At 53.4% G+C, this 13,966-nt stretch carries 16 protein-coding genes; 4 read left to right on the top strand and 12 right to left on the bottom strand.

The genetic code is table 11. The features are described 5' to 3' along the window. Positions 1 to 88: 88 nt before the first annotated feature. Positions 89 to 1,609: a putative basic amino acid antiporter YfcC gene (yfcC, locus tag NA197_RS18985; RefSeq protein WP_000117932.1), complete on the top strand. Its 1,521-nt coding sequence runs from the start codon at positions 89 to 91 to the stop codon at positions 1,607 to 1,609. Positions 1,610 to 1,657: 48 nt separating this feature from the next. On the opposite strand, the gene NA197_RS18980 is transcribed toward yfcC, so the two are convergent. From NA197_RS18980 to NA197_RS18960, 5 genes are all read right to left on the bottom strand, one after another. Continuing rightward, entirely contained in the window at positions 1,658 to 2,611 is a 954-nt protein-coding gene (locus NA197_RS18980) for a transketolase family protein (RefSeq protein ID WP_000593026.1), read from the bottom strand. Then, on the bottom strand, positions 2,604 to 3,434 hold the full coding sequence (locus tag NA197_RS18975; RefSeq protein WP_001103267.1) for a transketolase: 831 nt from the start codon (positions 3,432 to 3,434) through the stop codon (positions 2,604 to 2,606). Before NA197_RS18975 ends, NA197_RS18980 begins: the two co-directional genes overlap by 8 nt. Then, complete coding sequence (locus tag NA197_RS18970; RefSeq protein WP_001522266.1) at positions 3,431 to 4,822, bottom strand: PTS ascorbate transporter subunit IIC; 1,392 nt, start codon at positions 4,820 to 4,822, stop codon at positions 3,431 to 3,433. The genes NA197_RS18975 and NA197_RS18970 overlap by 4 nt, the downstream gene beginning before the upstream one ends. Positions 4,823 to 4,842: 20 nt before the next feature. Next, the gene (locus tag NA197_RS18965; protein ID WP_000699818.1) at positions 4,843 to 5,115 is read right to left on the bottom strand and encodes a PTS sugar transporter subunit IIB; all 273 of its coding nucleotides are present in this window, start codon (positions 5,113 to 5,115) and stop codon (positions 4,843 to 4,845) included. A gap of 80 nt (positions 5,116 to 5,195) precedes the next feature. Beyond that, positions 5,196 to 5,639 (bottom strand): PTS sugar transporter subunit IIA, encoded by a 444-nt coding sequence (locus NA197_RS18960; protein WP_000901817.1) that lies wholly within the window; start codon positions 5,637 to 5,639, stop codon positions 5,196 to 5,198. Positions 5,640 to 5,891: 252 nt separating this feature from the next. Between NA197_RS18960 and NA197_RS18955 the strand changes: the two genes are divergently transcribed. Then, positions 5,892 to 6,911, top strand: a complete 1,020-nt coding sequence (locus NA197_RS18955; protein WP_000026949.1) for a LacI family DNA-binding transcriptional regulator — start codon at positions 5,892 to 5,894, stop codon at positions 6,909 to 6,911. 5 nt (positions 6,912 to 6,916) lie between these two features. On the opposite strand, the gene yfcD is transcribed toward NA197_RS18955, so the two are convergent. From yfcD to yfcF, 3 genes are read right to left on the bottom strand one after another with little or no spacing between them, the layout of a single operon-like run. Next, positions 6,917 to 7,471: an NUDIX hydrolase YfcD gene (gene yfcD, locus NA197_RS18950; RefSeq protein WP_000230215.1), complete on the bottom strand. Its 555-nt coding sequence runs from the start codon at positions 7,469 to 7,471 to the stop codon at positions 6,917 to 6,919. A 56-nt stretch (positions 7,472 to 7,527) separates the two neighbouring features. Further along, positions 7,528 to 8,079: a phosphodiesterase gene (yfcE, locus tag NA197_RS18945; protein WP_000772458.1), complete on the bottom strand. Its 552-nt coding sequence runs from the start codon at positions 8,077 to 8,079 to the stop codon at positions 7,528 to 7,530. A gap of 55 nt (positions 8,080 to 8,134) precedes the next feature. Beyond that, positions 8,135 to 8,779: a glutathione transferase gene (gene yfcF / locus NA197_RS18940; protein ID WP_000043010.1), complete on the bottom strand. Its 645-nt coding sequence runs from the start codon at positions 8,777 to 8,779 to the stop codon at positions 8,135 to 8,137. A 142-nt stretch (positions 8,780 to 8,921) separates the two neighbouring features. Between yfcF and yfcG the strand changes: the two genes are divergently transcribed. Then, a complete protein-coding gene (gene yfcG, locus NA197_RS18935) occupies positions 8,922 to 9,569 on the top strand; it encodes a GSH-dependent disulfide bond oxidoreductase (RefSeq protein ID WP_064042906.1) in 648 nt (215 codons plus the stop codon). A gap of 125 nt (positions 9,570 to 9,694) precedes the next feature. Further along, a complete protein-coding gene (locus tag NA197_RS18930; RefSeq protein ID WP_001166274.1) occupies positions 9,695 to 10,588 on the top strand; it encodes a TIGR01777 family oxidoreductase in 894 nt (297 codons plus the stop codon). Positions 10,589 to 10,639: 51 nt separating this feature from the next. Here the strand turns inward: NA197_RS18930 and hisP are convergent, their stop codons facing one another. The 4 genes from hisP to hisJ form a co-directional block, all read right to left on the bottom strand. After that, on the bottom strand, positions 10,640 to 11,413 hold the full coding sequence (hisP, locus tag NA197_RS18925; RefSeq protein ID WP_001293591.1) for a histidine ABC transporter ATP-binding protein HisP: 774 nt from the start codon (positions 11,411 to 11,413) through the stop codon (positions 10,640 to 10,642). Between the two features lie 13 nt (positions 11,414 to 11,426). After that, on the bottom strand, positions 11,427 to 12,134 hold the full coding sequence (hisM, locus tag NA197_RS18920; RefSeq protein WP_000569771.1) for a histidine ABC transporter permease HisM: 708 nt from the start codon (positions 12,132 to 12,134) through the stop codon (positions 11,427 to 11,429). After that, a complete protein-coding gene (locus tag NA197_RS18915) occupies positions 12,131 to 12,817 on the bottom strand; it encodes a histidine ABC transporter permease HisQ (RefSeq protein WP_000965498.1) in 687 nt (228 codons plus the stop codon). The genes hisM and NA197_RS18915 overlap by 4 nt, the downstream gene beginning before the upstream one ends. A gap of 182 nt (positions 12,818 to 12,999) precedes the next feature. Beyond that, positions 13,000 to 13,782: a histidine ABC transporter substrate-binding protein HisJ gene (gene hisJ / locus NA197_RS18910; RefSeq protein WP_000731868.1), complete on the bottom strand. Its 783-nt coding sequence runs from the start codon at positions 13,780 to 13,782 to the stop codon at positions 13,000 to 13,002. Positions 13,783 to 13,966: the final 184 nt, after the last annotated feature.

Raw genomic sequence — 13,966 nt, 5'->3', positions numbered from 1 at the left:
TTTTTTGCTTAACTGCGCTGCATCAATGAATAACTATTCCCTTCTTCTCATACTTAGCCTCTTTGCTTTGCAACAGGGATAGTCCGTCATGTCTGTCGTTACAGAATCAAAAACAGCCAGAAAATGGGCAATGCCCGATACGCTGGTCATCATCTTTTTTGTCGCCATTTTAACCAGTATCGCCACCTGGGTCGTCCCCGTTGGGATGTTTGATAGCCAGGAAGTGCAGTATCAGGTCGATGGTCAGACAAAAACCCGCAAGGTCGTCGACCCGCACTCTTTTCGCATTGTGACCAATGAGGCCGGGGAAGCGCAGTATCATCGCGTACAATTTTTCACTACTGGCGATGAAAGACCAGGGCTGATGAATTTTCCGTTTGAAGGGTTAACATCCGGATCGAAATTCGGCACTGCCGTCGGCATCATTATGTTTATGTTGGTGATTGGCGGCGCATTCGGCATCGTGATGCGTACCGGCACCGTGGATAACGGCATTCTGGCGCTTATTCGCCACACGCGGGGCAACGAAGTCCTGTTTATTCCGGTGCTATTTGTTCTCTTTTCGTTAGGGGGCGCCGTATTTGGCATGGGCGAAGAGGCGGTCGCCTTTGCAATTATCATAGCCCCGCTGATGGTCAGGCTGGGCTATGACAGCATTACCACCGTCCTGGTGACCTATATCGCCACCCAAATTGGCTTTGCCAGTTCGTGGATGAACCCTTTTTGCGTAGTCGTCGCCCAGGGGATTGCCGGCGTGCCGGTACTTTCCGGCTCCGGGCTGCGTATTGTGGTCTGGATTGTCGCCACGCTGATTGGGCTGGTTTTTACGCTGGTCTACGCCTCACGCGTGAAAAAGAATCCGCTGCTGTCCCGCGTCCACGAATCCGATCGCTATTTCCGCGAACAGCAGGATGAAGTCGTCCAGCGCCCTTTCACCTTCGGCGACTGGCTGGTACTGCTGGTCCTGACCGGCGTAATGATTTGGGTCGTCTGGGGCGTGATTGTCCACGCCTGGTTTATTCCGGAGATCGCCAGCCAGTTTTTCACCATGGGCGTGGTGATCGGCCTCATTGGCGTTATCTTCCGCCTCAACGGTATGACGGTCAACGTGATGGCGTCCTCATTCACCGAAGGGGCGAGGATGATGATCGCGCCCGCCTTGCTGGTGGGTTTTGCCAAAGGCATTCTGCTGCTGGTCGGCAACGGCGAAGCCGGGGAACCCAGCGTGCTCAATACGTTGCTTAACAGTATCGCGCATGGCATCAGCGGGCTTAATAATGCTATCGCCGCCTGGTTTATGCTGCTCTTCCAGGCGGTATTTAATTTCTTTGTCACGTCCGGTTCGGGTCAGGCGGCGTTAACCATGCCATTACTGGCGCCGCTCGGCGATCTGGTCGGTGTTAACCGTCAGGTGACTGTTCTGGCCTTCCAGTTTGGCGATGGCTTCAGCCATATTATCTATCCGACATCAGCCTCGCTGATGGCCACGCTGGGCGTGTGCCGGGTCGATTTTCGCAACTGGCTGAAAGTGGGGGCGTCGCTGCTGGGACTACTGTTTATTATGTCCAGCGTGGTCGTCATTGGCGCGCAGATGATGGGATATCATTAATCCAAAATGCCGGATGAGCATCAGCGCCATCCGGCAATATCTCCATGATTAAAGCAGTGATTTCGCGGCTTCTACAATCGCTTCGGCGGTGAGTCCGTACTCTTGTTGTAAGAAATCCTGCGTTCCTACCTGCCCATAACGCTCTTTGACGCCAACACGGCGCATCGGCACCGGGCAGTTTTCCACCAGCACTTCCGCCACCGCTGACCCCAGTCCATTATGGATGCTGTGGTTTTCACACGTGACGATACGCCGCGTTTTTTCCGCGTAGTTTTTCACCAACATGCGATCGATAGGCTTTAAGGTGAACATATCAATGACCGCGGCGCTCACGCCTTCCTGCTCCAGTTGGCGCGCCGCCTCCAGCGCCTCCGCCACCATAATGCCGTTGGCGATAAGCGTAATATCATCGCCCTCGCGCAGTACGTTGCCCTTGCCAATGGTAAAGGTAGAGCCTGGCGCATAGATACTCCGCGCCTGCTTACGGATAGTACGCAGCCAGTAAAAACCGTCCAGGTCCATTAGCTGGCGTAAAATATCCGCGAACATCACCGCATCCGTCACCTCCAGTACTACGGAGTGCGCCAGCCCGCGAACAATCCCCATATCTTCAAAAGACATATGGGTGCCGCCGTTATGGCACGCCGTCACTCCGGCATCGGAAGCGATCACTTTGACGTTGTTACGCTGATAATCCAGCGCCATAAAGAGCTGATCAAAACAGCGACGGCTGGCAAAAGCGGTAAAAGTATGCACAAACGGTTTACGACCGGTCAGCGCCAGCCCCGCCGCAGTGCCAATCACATTCGCCTCCATAATACCGCAGTTAATGACATGCTGCGGGTAGTCACGCGCCACGCTGTCCATCGCCATTGAGCTCATTAAATCAGCCTCAAGCGCAATAATTGGGCTTCCAGCCTCAATCTGCCCGGCGACAAAACCGGCGTAAACTTTGCGCATTTCGATATCGTCTTTAAGCCCTGCGGGCGCAAGCTTAATCATGCATGACCTCCAGTTGATGAATGGCCTCATTGAGCGTCTGCTTCATGCCATCCGTCAGGCGTAAGTGGTGAGAATTCGTTAACTGCTCCAGGCATGGCACCCCCTGCCCTTTAATGCTGTCAAGGATCACTACCCGTGGCCGGGCATCAGCGGGCGGCACAGGCTGAACCACCGCCAGTAGTCCGGCGATATCATCGCCTTTGACGGTGACGACATCGAAACCAAACGCGCGGAATTTCCCTTCCAGATCGAACGGATTGATAATCTCCTCCAGCTCGCCGTCAAGCTGCTGTTTATTCCAGTCAATGAAAACGGTCAGATTATTCAGGCGGTGGTGGGCAATAAACTGAAACGCCTCCCAGCACTGCCCTTCATTCAGCTCCCCATCGCCGACAATGCAAAATACCCGATTGGGTCGCCGCGCCAGTTTATGCGACAACGCCATACCGCCCGCAATAGAGATGCCCTGTCCCAGTGAGCCGGTCGTGGCGTCCACGCCGCGCGTTTTTAGCCGATCCGGATGGCTGGGAAGACGGGTGCCGTTCTGGTTAAGCGTATTCAGCTCTTCGCGCGGGAAATAGCCTTTAATCGCCAGGGTACTGTACAACGCGGGGCCCGCATGGCCTTTCGACAGCACGAAGTAATCGCGCTCCGGCCAGTCCGGGTCGGCAGGGTCGATTTTCATCACCGCGCCGTACAGAACCGCCAGAGTCTCCACTACCGACATGCTGCCGCCATAGTGACCAAAGCCAAGATGGTTTAAGGATTTGAGCGTGGCGACGCGAATATCGCGCGCCAGTTGGGTGATTTCGGTTACGTTCATTCTTTCGCTCCGCTATTTTCCTGCACTTCGGCAGTCGCTTTTTTGTTTTTGGCCAACACGTTGTACGCCACCAGTAGCGCGAATAGCGCCACCACCAGCCCCGTGATAGCCATCGGCGACAGATAACGCGCCAGGTTGCCCAGCAAAATACCGATTACGCCAAAGTCAGCATCCGAGAACGTGGTATTGGCGAAGCCGATCGCGCCGAGAACCGGCAGTAACAGCACTGGCAGGAAAGTGATTAATAGACCATTAGCAAATGCGCCGATCATCGCCCCGCGGCGACCGCCGGTGGCATTGCCAAAGACGCCTGCGGTCGCGCCGGTAAAGAAGTGCGGCACAACGCCTGGCAGGATTAACACAAGCTTCATCTGTCCAAGCAGGAACAGCCCCACCAGCCCGCCGAGAAAACTGAACAGGAAGCCAATCAGTACCGCGTTAGGGGCATAGGGATACACCACCGGGCAGTCCAGCGCCGGACGCGCGTTTGGCACCAGTTTTTCTGAAAAGCCGGTAAAGGCCGGAACAATTTCCGCCAGAATCAGACGGACGCCTTGCAGAATGATGAATACGCCGGCGGCGAAGGTGATTGCCATGATGATGGCGTACACCAGATAGTTTTGCCCGCCGCTAAACGTCGCTTCGACATACTCACGCCCTGCGCTGACTGCCATGATCAGATAGATAATCATCATGGTCAGCGAAATCGAGATAGAACTGTCGCGTAAAAAACTGAGGTTTTTCGGCAGGTTCATCTCTTCCGTGGAGCGGGAGCCTTTACCACACAGGCTACCTATCCAGCCGGAAAGCACATATCCCAGGGTACCGAAGTGACCAAACGCAATGTCATCGGTACCGGTAATCCGCCTCATATAACGTTGGGCCAACGCCGGGAAGAAGGCCATCACCAGCCCCAGGATTAGCGATCCGGTGAAGACCAGCCCTACGCCCTCAAACCCCGCCACGGTCAGGATTACGCCAATCATACAGGCCATGTAAAAGGTGTGATGCCCGGTCAAAAAGATATATTTAAGACGCGTAAAGCGCGCCACGACAATATTGGCCACCATACCAAATGCCATAATTAACGCCGTGGACGCGCCATATTTTTCCAGCGCGATTGAGACTATCGCTTCATTATTAGGAATAATGCCCTGAATATTAAAAGCGTGTTCAAACATACCCCCTAGCGGGTTTAATGAACCCACCAGTACGGTTGCGCCACCGCCAAGCACAATAAAGCCTAAAATGGTTTTAATCGTGCCTTTCACCACATCGGAAAACGCTTTTTTCTGCGCCACCAGACCAATCAGCGCAATTAACCCTACAAGCACCGAGGGCACTTTTAAAATATCAACAACAAAATTCAGCGTTTCAAGGATAAACATATCCACCTCGCCAGCAATAATTATTGTTTAGCGAACCATGCGCGCAGCTGCGTTTCCAGTTCGTTGATGTCGATGATGTTATTGATCACCACCAGTTGGCTTTCCGGTACGCTGGCGCTGGCCGCGATATCTTTGGCCATTACAAAAAGATCGGCAGCCCCGGGCGTGGCCGATGAGAGATCGGAGTGTTCCACTTCAGCGTCAATATTGAGTTTCTTTAATACTTTTTTAATGTTCATTTCTACCATAAAACTACTACCCAGGCCGGAACCGCAAATTGCCATGATTTTCATTATTGTCACCTTTTAAAAGTAGAGTTGGTCTGCATCACGCACGGGCGCAATGTTATTTACCGCAAGAAAATGAAATAAAATCAGAAACGGTCAATAATCGTTTTAATGTCCTCCAGGTTTTTTGCCTGATGTAATTTTTCCATATCTGCATCACTGGAAAATAATTCCGCCAGCGCCGATATCATTTCGATATGACTGTGCTTATCAGGCGCCGCCAGCATAATAATGATGTCAACCGGATCGAATTCGTCTGCGCCAAATGAAACGCCGCGCTGTAGTTTCAGTAACGATAAACCTAACCCTTTCGCCCCCTCTTCCGGCCTCGCATGCGGCATCGCTAACCCTGGCGCTAATACATAATACGGCCCAAGCTTTTGATGCTGCTGAACAATCGCCGTAATGTATTCCGGTGCGATAACACCTGCGTCCAGCAGGGGTTTGCCGCAAATTTCCAGCGCCTGCGGCCACGTTTCTACGCTCTCCCGTAGCGTGATGGTTGCGTCAGATAACCAGGTTCCCAGCATGTTATTCGCCCCCACGGTGTATGAAATTATGAACAAACTTTATTCAAGCCATCCGATATTAGCTGCGATCGTTATCACAAAGATAGCGCTACCAGCGACTATTACTCAGAATTGTGATAGCGCTATCAAATTAAAATCATGGTGTGAAATCACAGCAAAAAAGCGGATTTAAGGCGTATACTGCCAGTCATGCGAAGCAAAGAACGACAATAAAAAAGCATCTCAACATGTTGTAATGACGCAGGAATTTGTATGTCGATACCCCGTAAACGGCGCAGTACCGGTAAAGTGACTATCGCCGATGTAGCCCAACTTGCCGGTGTAGGCACGATGACCGTATCACGAGCCTTACGCACGCCGGAACAGGTCTCTGATAAACTCCGGGAAAAAATCGAAGCGGCAGTGCATGAGCTGGGCTATATGCCTAATCTCGCCGCCAGCGCGCTGGCGTCTGCCTCCTCGCACACCATCGCGATGGTCGTACCGAACCTTGCGGAAGCGGGGTGTTCTGAAATGTTCGCCGGGCTGCAACAAATTTTACAGCCCGCTGGCTACCAGATTATGCTGGCGGAATCGCAACATCGCGTGGAACAAGAGGAGAAGCTGCTCGAAACGCTGCTGGCCTCCAACATTGCCGCGGCGATTCTGCTTAGCGTCGAACATAGCACTACCGTGCGCCAGTGGCTGAAAAATGCCTCTATCCCGGTGATGGAGATGGGCGCGATTCGCAGCGATCCTATTGATATGAATATCGGTATTGATAACGTTGCGGCAATGTATGAGCTGACGGAAATGCTGATTCAGCGCGGTTATCAGAATATCGGGCTGCTATGCGCCAATCAGGAGCAGTGGATTTTTCAGCAACATCTGCACGGCTGGTACAAAGCGATGCTTCGCCACCATATGTCGCCAAACCGGGTGATTAATGCCGCTTTGCCACCCAATTTTTCTACCGGCGCGTCGCAACTGCCGGAGTTTTTACTGGCGTGGCCGGAGCTGGACGCGCTGGTATGCGTATCGGATGAGCTGGCCTGCGGCGCGTTATACGAGTGCCAACGACGGCGGATCAAAGTTCCGGACGATTTAGCGGTGGTCGGGTTTGGCGATAGCGATGTCAGCCGGGTCTGCCAGCCGCCGTTAACCACCATGGCCGTACCGCACCGTAAGATTGGCAGTGAAGCCGGACGGGCGCTGTTGGAAAGGTTAAATCAGGGAAACTGGAGCGATCGGAAATCCATCGCCTCCAGTTTATGTATGCGGGAAAGCTGCTAAAACGCTTATTCCGTCTCTTCCGGTTTCTCCTGGAGCGCGGCTTCGTTTTTGGCGTTGCGGGTCATCCACAGCGCCAGCGCTTTGAGCGAATCTGGCGTAAACTCATCACAGCGCGCGGTGATCTCCTCCGGAGTCAGCCAACACACTTCGCTGACTTCATCTTCCTGAAGCGCGAAAGGCCCGTGGGAAACACAGCTAAACAGCGCGCCCCAAACCCGGCAATGTTGGTCTTCAAAGTAAAACAGACCGTGTTCGGCAAACGGCACGCCTGCAATACCCAACTCTTCTTCCGCTTCGCGGCGGGCAGATTCCAGTAGCTGCTCATCAGCCTGGACCACGCCGCCTGCGGTAGCATCTAACATACCGGGCAAAAAATCTTTTGTTTCGGTACGACGCTGCACCAGAATTTTACCCATACCATCATGAACGACGATATACGTCGCACGATGCCGTAAGCGTTGCGCACGCATCTGTTCCCGGCTGGACTGTGCAATGACTTCATTGTCTTCATTCACAATATCCACCCATTCCGTACTTGCCAAACGACGCTGTTCCACCATCAGGAAACCTTCTTATTTCTGGCGCTCTTACGGCGCATTTACGTTTGTGAGGTAAATTACGAGTTAATTGCAACCTGCGCAATGATACTTTGATCATTGAGTGCGATTACGCTCAACACATTATCATCCAGAATACCGTAGCTTGCCGCATACCCGCCTTTCGGGATACTCACTGACCCAGGATTAAAGTGATACAGTCCTTCCTGCTGTTGCGCCACCGGCAGATGCGTATGACCATAAACCAACACATCGCCAGTATGCAGAGCGGGCAGATTCGTCGGCCCGAAGAGGTGCCCATGCGTTAAAAATAGCCGCCTCTCTTGCGTCAATATTTGCTGCCACGGCGCAGTTATCGGGAAATGCAGCAGCATCTGATCCACTTCGCTATCGCAGTTGCCGCGCACGGCAATGATTTGCGTCGCCACCGCGTTCAGGCGTTCGGCGACCTGGGCGGGCGCATAGCCTTCAGGCAGCGCATTTCGCGGCCCGTGGTTAAGGACATCGCCTAATATCACCAGCCAACGCGCGCCGCTTTGCGCGAACCGCTCAAGCACGCGTTCCGTGGCGGGTAAAGAACCATGAATGTCCGATGCGAACATCAGTTTCATCGCTCACTCCTCGTTGTGAAAAACGGCGTTATGATACTGGAATATGAATAGATTTTCAGCCTGAACGCTTCGAGGAAAGCGCAATAAAACGCTGTACGGAAGCACGCTGCCACTGGAATGTCGCATATGCCGCCAGCGATGCCGGCACGTCATCGCCATGCAGCGCCAGACGATTGATCATCAATGCCAGATCGGTATCGGCAATGCACCATTCACCAAATAAATTTTGCGTCCCCTGCCCCAATAGCGCTTCAGCCGTCGCAAACAGTTTTGCCGCGCTGGCTTTTCCAGCCTCGCTTAACGGCGCTTTTTTCGCCCCGGCAAACACCACGTCGGTAGGCCGTTCTTCGCGAAGCGGCAGTAAATCGCTGCGTAGCCACGCCTGAATCTGTCGCGCGCGGGCGCGTTTTTGTAAATCGTGCGGGTAGATACGCTCCCACTGCGGCGGCGCGAAACGCTCCTCCAGGTATTCCGCAATAGCGGACGACTCGCTCAGCTCAAAATTGTCGGCCTCAAGCACCGGTACGCGCTGCGTCAGCGCATATCCTCGCCAGCCAGGTTGCAGATGTTCTCCCTGGTCCAGATCGCGAGTTTTCAGAGTAAAGGAAAGCCCTTTTTCTTGTAATGCCACCCAGGCGGACAAGACGTAGGGAGAGAAAAAGTTCGCATCCGACCACAGCACAATAACAGGCTTACTCATAATGTCCTCTTGAGGGCGTATTAGGTTTCTTCCCAAAATATAGCGTCTTTCGCCTGCTGTCACCTGATGAAAACTCACACACATCAGGAGGCTTTCTATACTTAATTCAGCCCAGACTCTTTACGCACATGCAGGAGCCAAAATGATTGACCTTTACTACGCCCCCACGCCCAACGGGCATAAAATAACGCTGTTTCTGGAAGAGGCGGAGCTGGCGTATCGTTTGCTAAAAGTAGATATCAGCAAGGGCAATCAGTTTCGCCCTGATTTTTTGGCTATCTCTCCCAATAATAAAATTCCTGCCATCGTCGATCACGCCCCGGCAGACGGCGGTCAACCGCTTAGTCTTTTTGAATCCGGCGAAATTCTTCTCTACCTGGCGGAAAAAAGCGGCAAACTGCTTAGCGGGGAGCTGCGTGAACGCCATACCACGCTGCAATGGCTGTTCTGGCAGGTCGGCGGGTTAGGGCCGATGCTGGGCCAGAATCATCACTTTAACCACTTTGCGCCGCAGGCCATCCCCTATGCAATTGAACGCTATCAGGTTGAAACGCAACGCTTATACAACGTCCTGAATAAACGCCTGGGAACCTCCCCGTGGCTGGGCGGCGACCACTACAGTATTGCGGATATCGCCAGTTGGCCGTGGGTTAACGCACATCAGCGTCAGCGAATCGATCTTGATACCTACCCGGCGGTGTATAACTGGTTTGAACGCATTCGCACGCGTCCTGCGACAGCGCGCGCACTGTTACAAGCGCAACTGCACTGTAACAGTACGAAAGCGTAACGCGGTAGCATACATCATGTATGATGTAGAGGTGTATACACGGAAAAAACCTGCGTCCGGCACCCTTATTCGTATTAAAAACCTGACATTAGGGAAGAGGAAATCCTCCCTACTCTGGAGGTCATATGCAGATTCTGATTACCGGCGGTACGGGCCTGATAGGGCGTCATCTCATTCCCCGGCTGTTAACACTGGGGCACCAGGTGACGGTCGTTACGCGCAATCCCGATAACGCGCGTCAGATTCTCGATTCCAGAGTGACATTATGGAAAGGGCTGGCGGAACGTGAGCACCTCAATGAGATTGATGCCATCATCAATCTGGCGGGCGAACCGATTGCCGACAAGCGCTGGACGTCGCAACAAAAAGAACGGTTGTGCCAAAGCCGCTGGGCTATCACGCAAAAGTTGGTGGATTTAATTCATGCCAGCGCTACGCCGCCCTCGGTGTTGATATCCGGCTCCGCCACGGGCTATTACGGCGATCTGGGCGACGTTGTCGTCACTGAAGATGAGCCGCCGCACAACGAATTTACGCATAAACTTTGCGCCCGCTGGGAACAGATTGCCTGTCGTGCGCAGAGCGACCAGACCCGCGTCTGCCTGCTGCGTACCGGCGTTGTCCTGGCGCCGCAAGGCGGGATTCTGGGGAAAATGGTTCCGCCGTTTCGCCTCGGACTCGGCGGTCCGGTGGGTAATGGTCGGCAATATCTGGCCTGGATTCACATCGACGATATGGTCAACGGCATTCTGTGGCTGCTGGATAACGATCTTCGCGGTCCCTTCAATATGGTCTCGCCGTATCCCGTCCATAATGAGCATTTTGCTCATGCGCTGGGTCGCGCGCTGCGCCGTCCGGCGATTATTCGCATTCCGGCGACGGCAATTCGCTTATTGATGGGAGAGTCGTCAGTGCTGGTATTGGGCGGACAGCGGGCGCTGCCAAAACGGCTTGAAGCCGCCGGATTCGCATTTCGCTGGTATGATTTAGAAGAGGCGCTGGCGGATGTGATTCGCTAGTTCCCAAAGCGCCGTATCCTGCCCGGTGAGCGATGCGCCGCCGGGCTTCTTTTATTTCAGCGAGCCTTTCAGGAATTGCTGTAAACGCGGGCTTTGCGGATTGCCGAACACCTGCTCCGGATCGCCCTCTTCTTCAATTTTCCCCTGATGCAGAAAAATAACGTGCGAAGAGACATGGCGAGCGAAGCCCATTTCATGCGTGACCACCACCATCGTTTTGCCTTCTTCCGCCAGTTGTTGCATGATGCGCAACACTTCGCCGACCAGTTCAGGATCGAGCGCCGAAGTGGGTTCATCGAACAGTAAAACGTCAGGTTCCATCGCCAGCGCGCGCGCAATAGAAACGCGCTGCTGTTGGCCGCCGGAGAGATGGACGGGATATTTGCCCTGAGCGCGCTCATCAATCCCCACCTTCGCCAGATATTTCAACGCCCGCTCGCGCGCGTCGTGCTTGCTTAATCCCAGTACCTGAATCGGCGCTTCCATCACATTTTCCAGCACCGTCATGTGGCTCCAGAGGTTAAAGTGCTGAAACACCATCGTCAGGCGGGTACGCAACAAGCGTAGCTGATTTTTATCCGCCACTTTGAGCTGCCCGTCTTTGTCGCGCACCAGATTAATGTTCTGACCGTTCACGATAATCGCGCCTTCGCTCGGTTTTTCGAGGAAGTTAATACAGCGCAAAAAAGTGCTTTTACCGGAGCCGGACGAGCCGATGATGCTAATCACATCTCCGGCGCGGGCCTGCAGCGATACCCCTTTCAGCACTTCATGACCGCCGTAGCGTTTGTGCAAATCGATAACGTGTAATTTATTTTCTGACATCATGTTACTCGAATTATTTAGAGGACACGTGCTGCAACCAGCGTCTTTCCGCCCGACGGAACAGGCTTATCAGGACATACGAAATGAGTAAATACAACACGGCGGCAATGCCAAACGCGGTAAACGGCTGGTAAGTCGCTGAGTTAATATCGCGGGCGATTTTCAACAAATCCGGCACCGTCGCGGTAAACGCCAGCGCCGTAGAGTGCAGCATTAAAATCACTTCGTTGCTGTAGGCAGGCAAGGCGATGCGTAATGCCGACGGCAAAATAATGCAGCGATACATTTTAAATGACGAGAAGCCATAGGCCCGTGCCGCTTCAATTTCACCGTGCGGCACCGAGCGAATCGCCCCGGCGAAAATCTCCGTGGTATACGCGCAGGTATTCAGCGTCAGCGCCAGTACGGTACAGTTCAGTCCGCTGCGGAAAAACGCGTTAAGAAGATCGGTGCCTTTGACTATCTCCAGCGTATACATCCCCGAATAGAACACCAGTAGCTGTACGTACAGCGGTGTGCCGCGAAAAATATACGTGAACAGCCAGATGGGAAAACGGATGAATTTATTACTGGAAACGCGACCTACCGCCAGAATCACCGCCAGAAGACCGCCCATCACCACCGATGAAATTAACAACCACAGCGTAATCGCCACGCCGGTAAAACGATAGCCATCCGTCCACAGCAGGGATTTCCAGTACTCCTGAATGATCTCAATCACAAATCGGCCCTCTTCACGCCCACGGAATAGCGACGCTCAAGTAAGAGCAGCACACCATTGGAAACGGTGGTAAATACCAGGTAGATAAGTCCACAGACCACGGCAAAATAGAAAGGCTCCCAGGTGCTTTTACCGGCAAGCTGCGTGGCTTTGACGACATCTTCCAGGCCCAGTAGCGACACCAGCGCCGTCGCTTTGAGTATCACCTGCCAGTTATTGCCGATCCCCGGCAGGGCGTAACGCATCATCGCCGGGAACATAATCCGCCGGAAGGTTTGCCCGTGGGTAAAACCAAAGGCCGTCGCCGCCTCGATATGGCCTTTCGGCACCGCCATAAACGCGCCGCGAAAGGTTTCGGTAAAATAGGCGCCGTAGATGAAACCAAGGGTGATAATACCGGCCACCATCGGATCAATATCTATCTGGTCGATACCCAGCGAATCGGTCACCACGTTAAGCGCGATTTGCAATCCGTAAAATATCAGCAGCATTAAGACCAGATCCGGCACCCCGCGAATCAGGGTGGTGTACCCTTCAAAAATAAGCCCCGTTACCCGGTTTTGCGAAAGCTTCGCCCCCGCGCCGACGAGACCGATAAGCACGGCCAGCACCACGGAACTGAGCGCCAGTTCCAGCGTGACGATCGCGCCCTGTAAAATTACGCCTGAAAACCCGTACAACATGCAGCCTGTCCTGTTGTGTGTGGTGAAGTAAGAAGCCTCTTTTGCATTTTTGCCTCACATCACGCCGGATGGCGGCTGTGCCTTGCCCGGCCTACGATGCTCCCCGTAGGCCTGACACGCACAGCGCCCTCAGGCAATGCAGACAGTCAATATTCTTTGGGCTTTATCTGCACCGACGGTGATTAACCGCCATAAACATCAAAATCAAAGTACTTTTTCGCCAGCTTTTCGTAAGTACCGTCAGCACGCATTTCAGCAAAGGCTTTGTTCAGCGCTTCGCGCAGCTCGTTATCCTCTTTGCGCAGCCCCATACCGGTTCCTACGCCGAATAACTTCTCATCTTTCACCGCCGGGCCGCCGAATTTATAGTCTTTTCCGACGGGCTGTTTAAGGAAACCTTCGCTGGCCGCGACCTCGTCCTGGAACGCCGCATCAATACGGCCAGCCGTCAGGTCGGAATAAATGTTGTCCTGCCCCTGGTAAGAGACGATCTCAATCCCTTTCGGCGCCCAGTGCTCATTGCCGAAGGTCTCCTGCGTCGTCCCCTGTAGCACGCCGACGCGCTTGCCTTTCAGCGACGCGACGGTCGGCTGAATATCAGAGTTCTTCGCCACCACCAGACGGGAATCAGCGGCGTAAAGCTTGTCGGTAAACGCGATTTCCTGCTGGCGCTTTTCAGTGATGGACAGCGAGGACATGATGGCATCAATTTTCTTCGCTTTTAAAGACGGAATCAGCGCATCCAGCGGGTTTTCCACGAACGTACACTGTGTGTTGATACGTTTGCACAGCTCTTTGGCCAGATCGATATCAAAGCCGACCAATTCACCTTGTGCATTTTTGGATTCAAACGGTGCGTATGTAGGATCGGTACCGATACGAATCTTTTGTGGAATAGCGGCAAATGCTGCGGTAGCGCTGGAAAATGCCAGCACCAGAGAAAGGGATAACGCCAGTTTTTTCATAACTATCCTCAACAGACTGTCTTTCCAGGAGATCTTTACAGATCCGATGCGACTATCGTGCCATTAATCAGGCCGACAAGGCAAAGCATTCTACCTTGTCAGCCGGTTTATTTTGCATAAAAATCGATTAAGTATGCATTTATGCGCCTGTTCCGCAACGGCTTATGCACCAAAAAGGTGCAAA

Origin of the sequence: Salmonella sp. NW884 (assembly GCF_051700745.1) — a bacterium.
Classification (GTDB): domain Bacteria; phylum Pseudomonadota; class Gammaproteobacteria; order Enterobacterales; family Enterobacteriaceae; genus Salmonella; species Salmonella enterica.
The sequence above is the reverse complement of the archived record's forward strand: the minus strand, read 5'-3'. Positions and strand labels throughout refer to the sequence as shown.

Coding starts and splice junctions, on each gene's coding strand:
- yfcC (WP_000117932.1), top strand. CDS start 89: ATGTCTGTCGTTACAGAATCAAAAACAGCCAGAAAATGGGCAATGCCC.
- NA197_RS18980 (WP_000593026.1), bottom strand. CDS start 2,611: ATGATTAAGCTTGCGCCCGCAGGGCTTAAAGACGATATCGAAATGCGC.
- NA197_RS18975 (WP_001103267.1), bottom strand. CDS start 3,434: ATGAACGTAACCGAAATCACCCAACTGGCGCGCGATATTCGCGTCGCC.
- NA197_RS18970 (WP_001522266.1), bottom strand. CDS start 4,822: ATGTTTATCCTTGAAACGCTGAATTTTGTTGTTGATATTTTAAAAGTG.
- NA197_RS18965 (WP_000699818.1), bottom strand. CDS start 5,115: ATGAAAATCATGGCAATTTGCGGTTCCGGCCTGGGTAGTAGTTTTATG.
- NA197_RS18960 (WP_000901817.1), bottom strand. CDS start 5,639: ATGCTGGGAACCTGGTTATCTGACGCAACCATCACGCTACGGGAGAGC.
- NA197_RS18955 (WP_000026949.1), top strand. CDS start 5,892: ATGTCGATACCCCGTAAACGGCGCAGTACCGGTAAAGTGACTATCGCC.
- yfcD (WP_000230215.1), bottom strand. CDS start 7,471: ATGGTGGAACAGCGTCGTTTGGCAAGTACGGAATGGGTGGATATTGTG.
- yfcE (WP_000772458.1), bottom strand. CDS start 8,079: ATGAAACTGATGTTCGCATCGGACATTCATGGTTCTTTACCCGCCACG.
- yfcF (WP_000043010.1), bottom strand. CDS start 8,779: ATGAGTAAGCCTGTTATTGTGCTGTGGTCGGATGCGAACTTTTTCTCT.
- yfcG (WP_064042906.1), top strand. CDS start 8,922: ATGATTGACCTTTACTACGCCCCCACGCCCAACGGGCATAAAATAACG.
- NA197_RS18930 (WP_001166274.1), top strand. CDS start 9,695: ATGCAGATTCTGATTACCGGCGGTACGGGCCTGATAGGGCGTCATCTC.
- hisP (WP_001293591.1), bottom strand. CDS start 11,413: ATGTCAGAAAATAAATTACACGTTATCGATTTGCACAAACGCTACGGC.
- NA197_RS18915 (WP_000965498.1), bottom strand. CDS start 12,817: ATGTTGTACGGGTTTTCAGGCGTAATTTTACAGGGCGCGATCGTCACG.
- hisJ (WP_000731868.1), bottom strand. CDS start 13,782: ATGAAAAAACTGGCGTTATCCCTTTCTCTGGTGCTGGCATTTTCCAGC.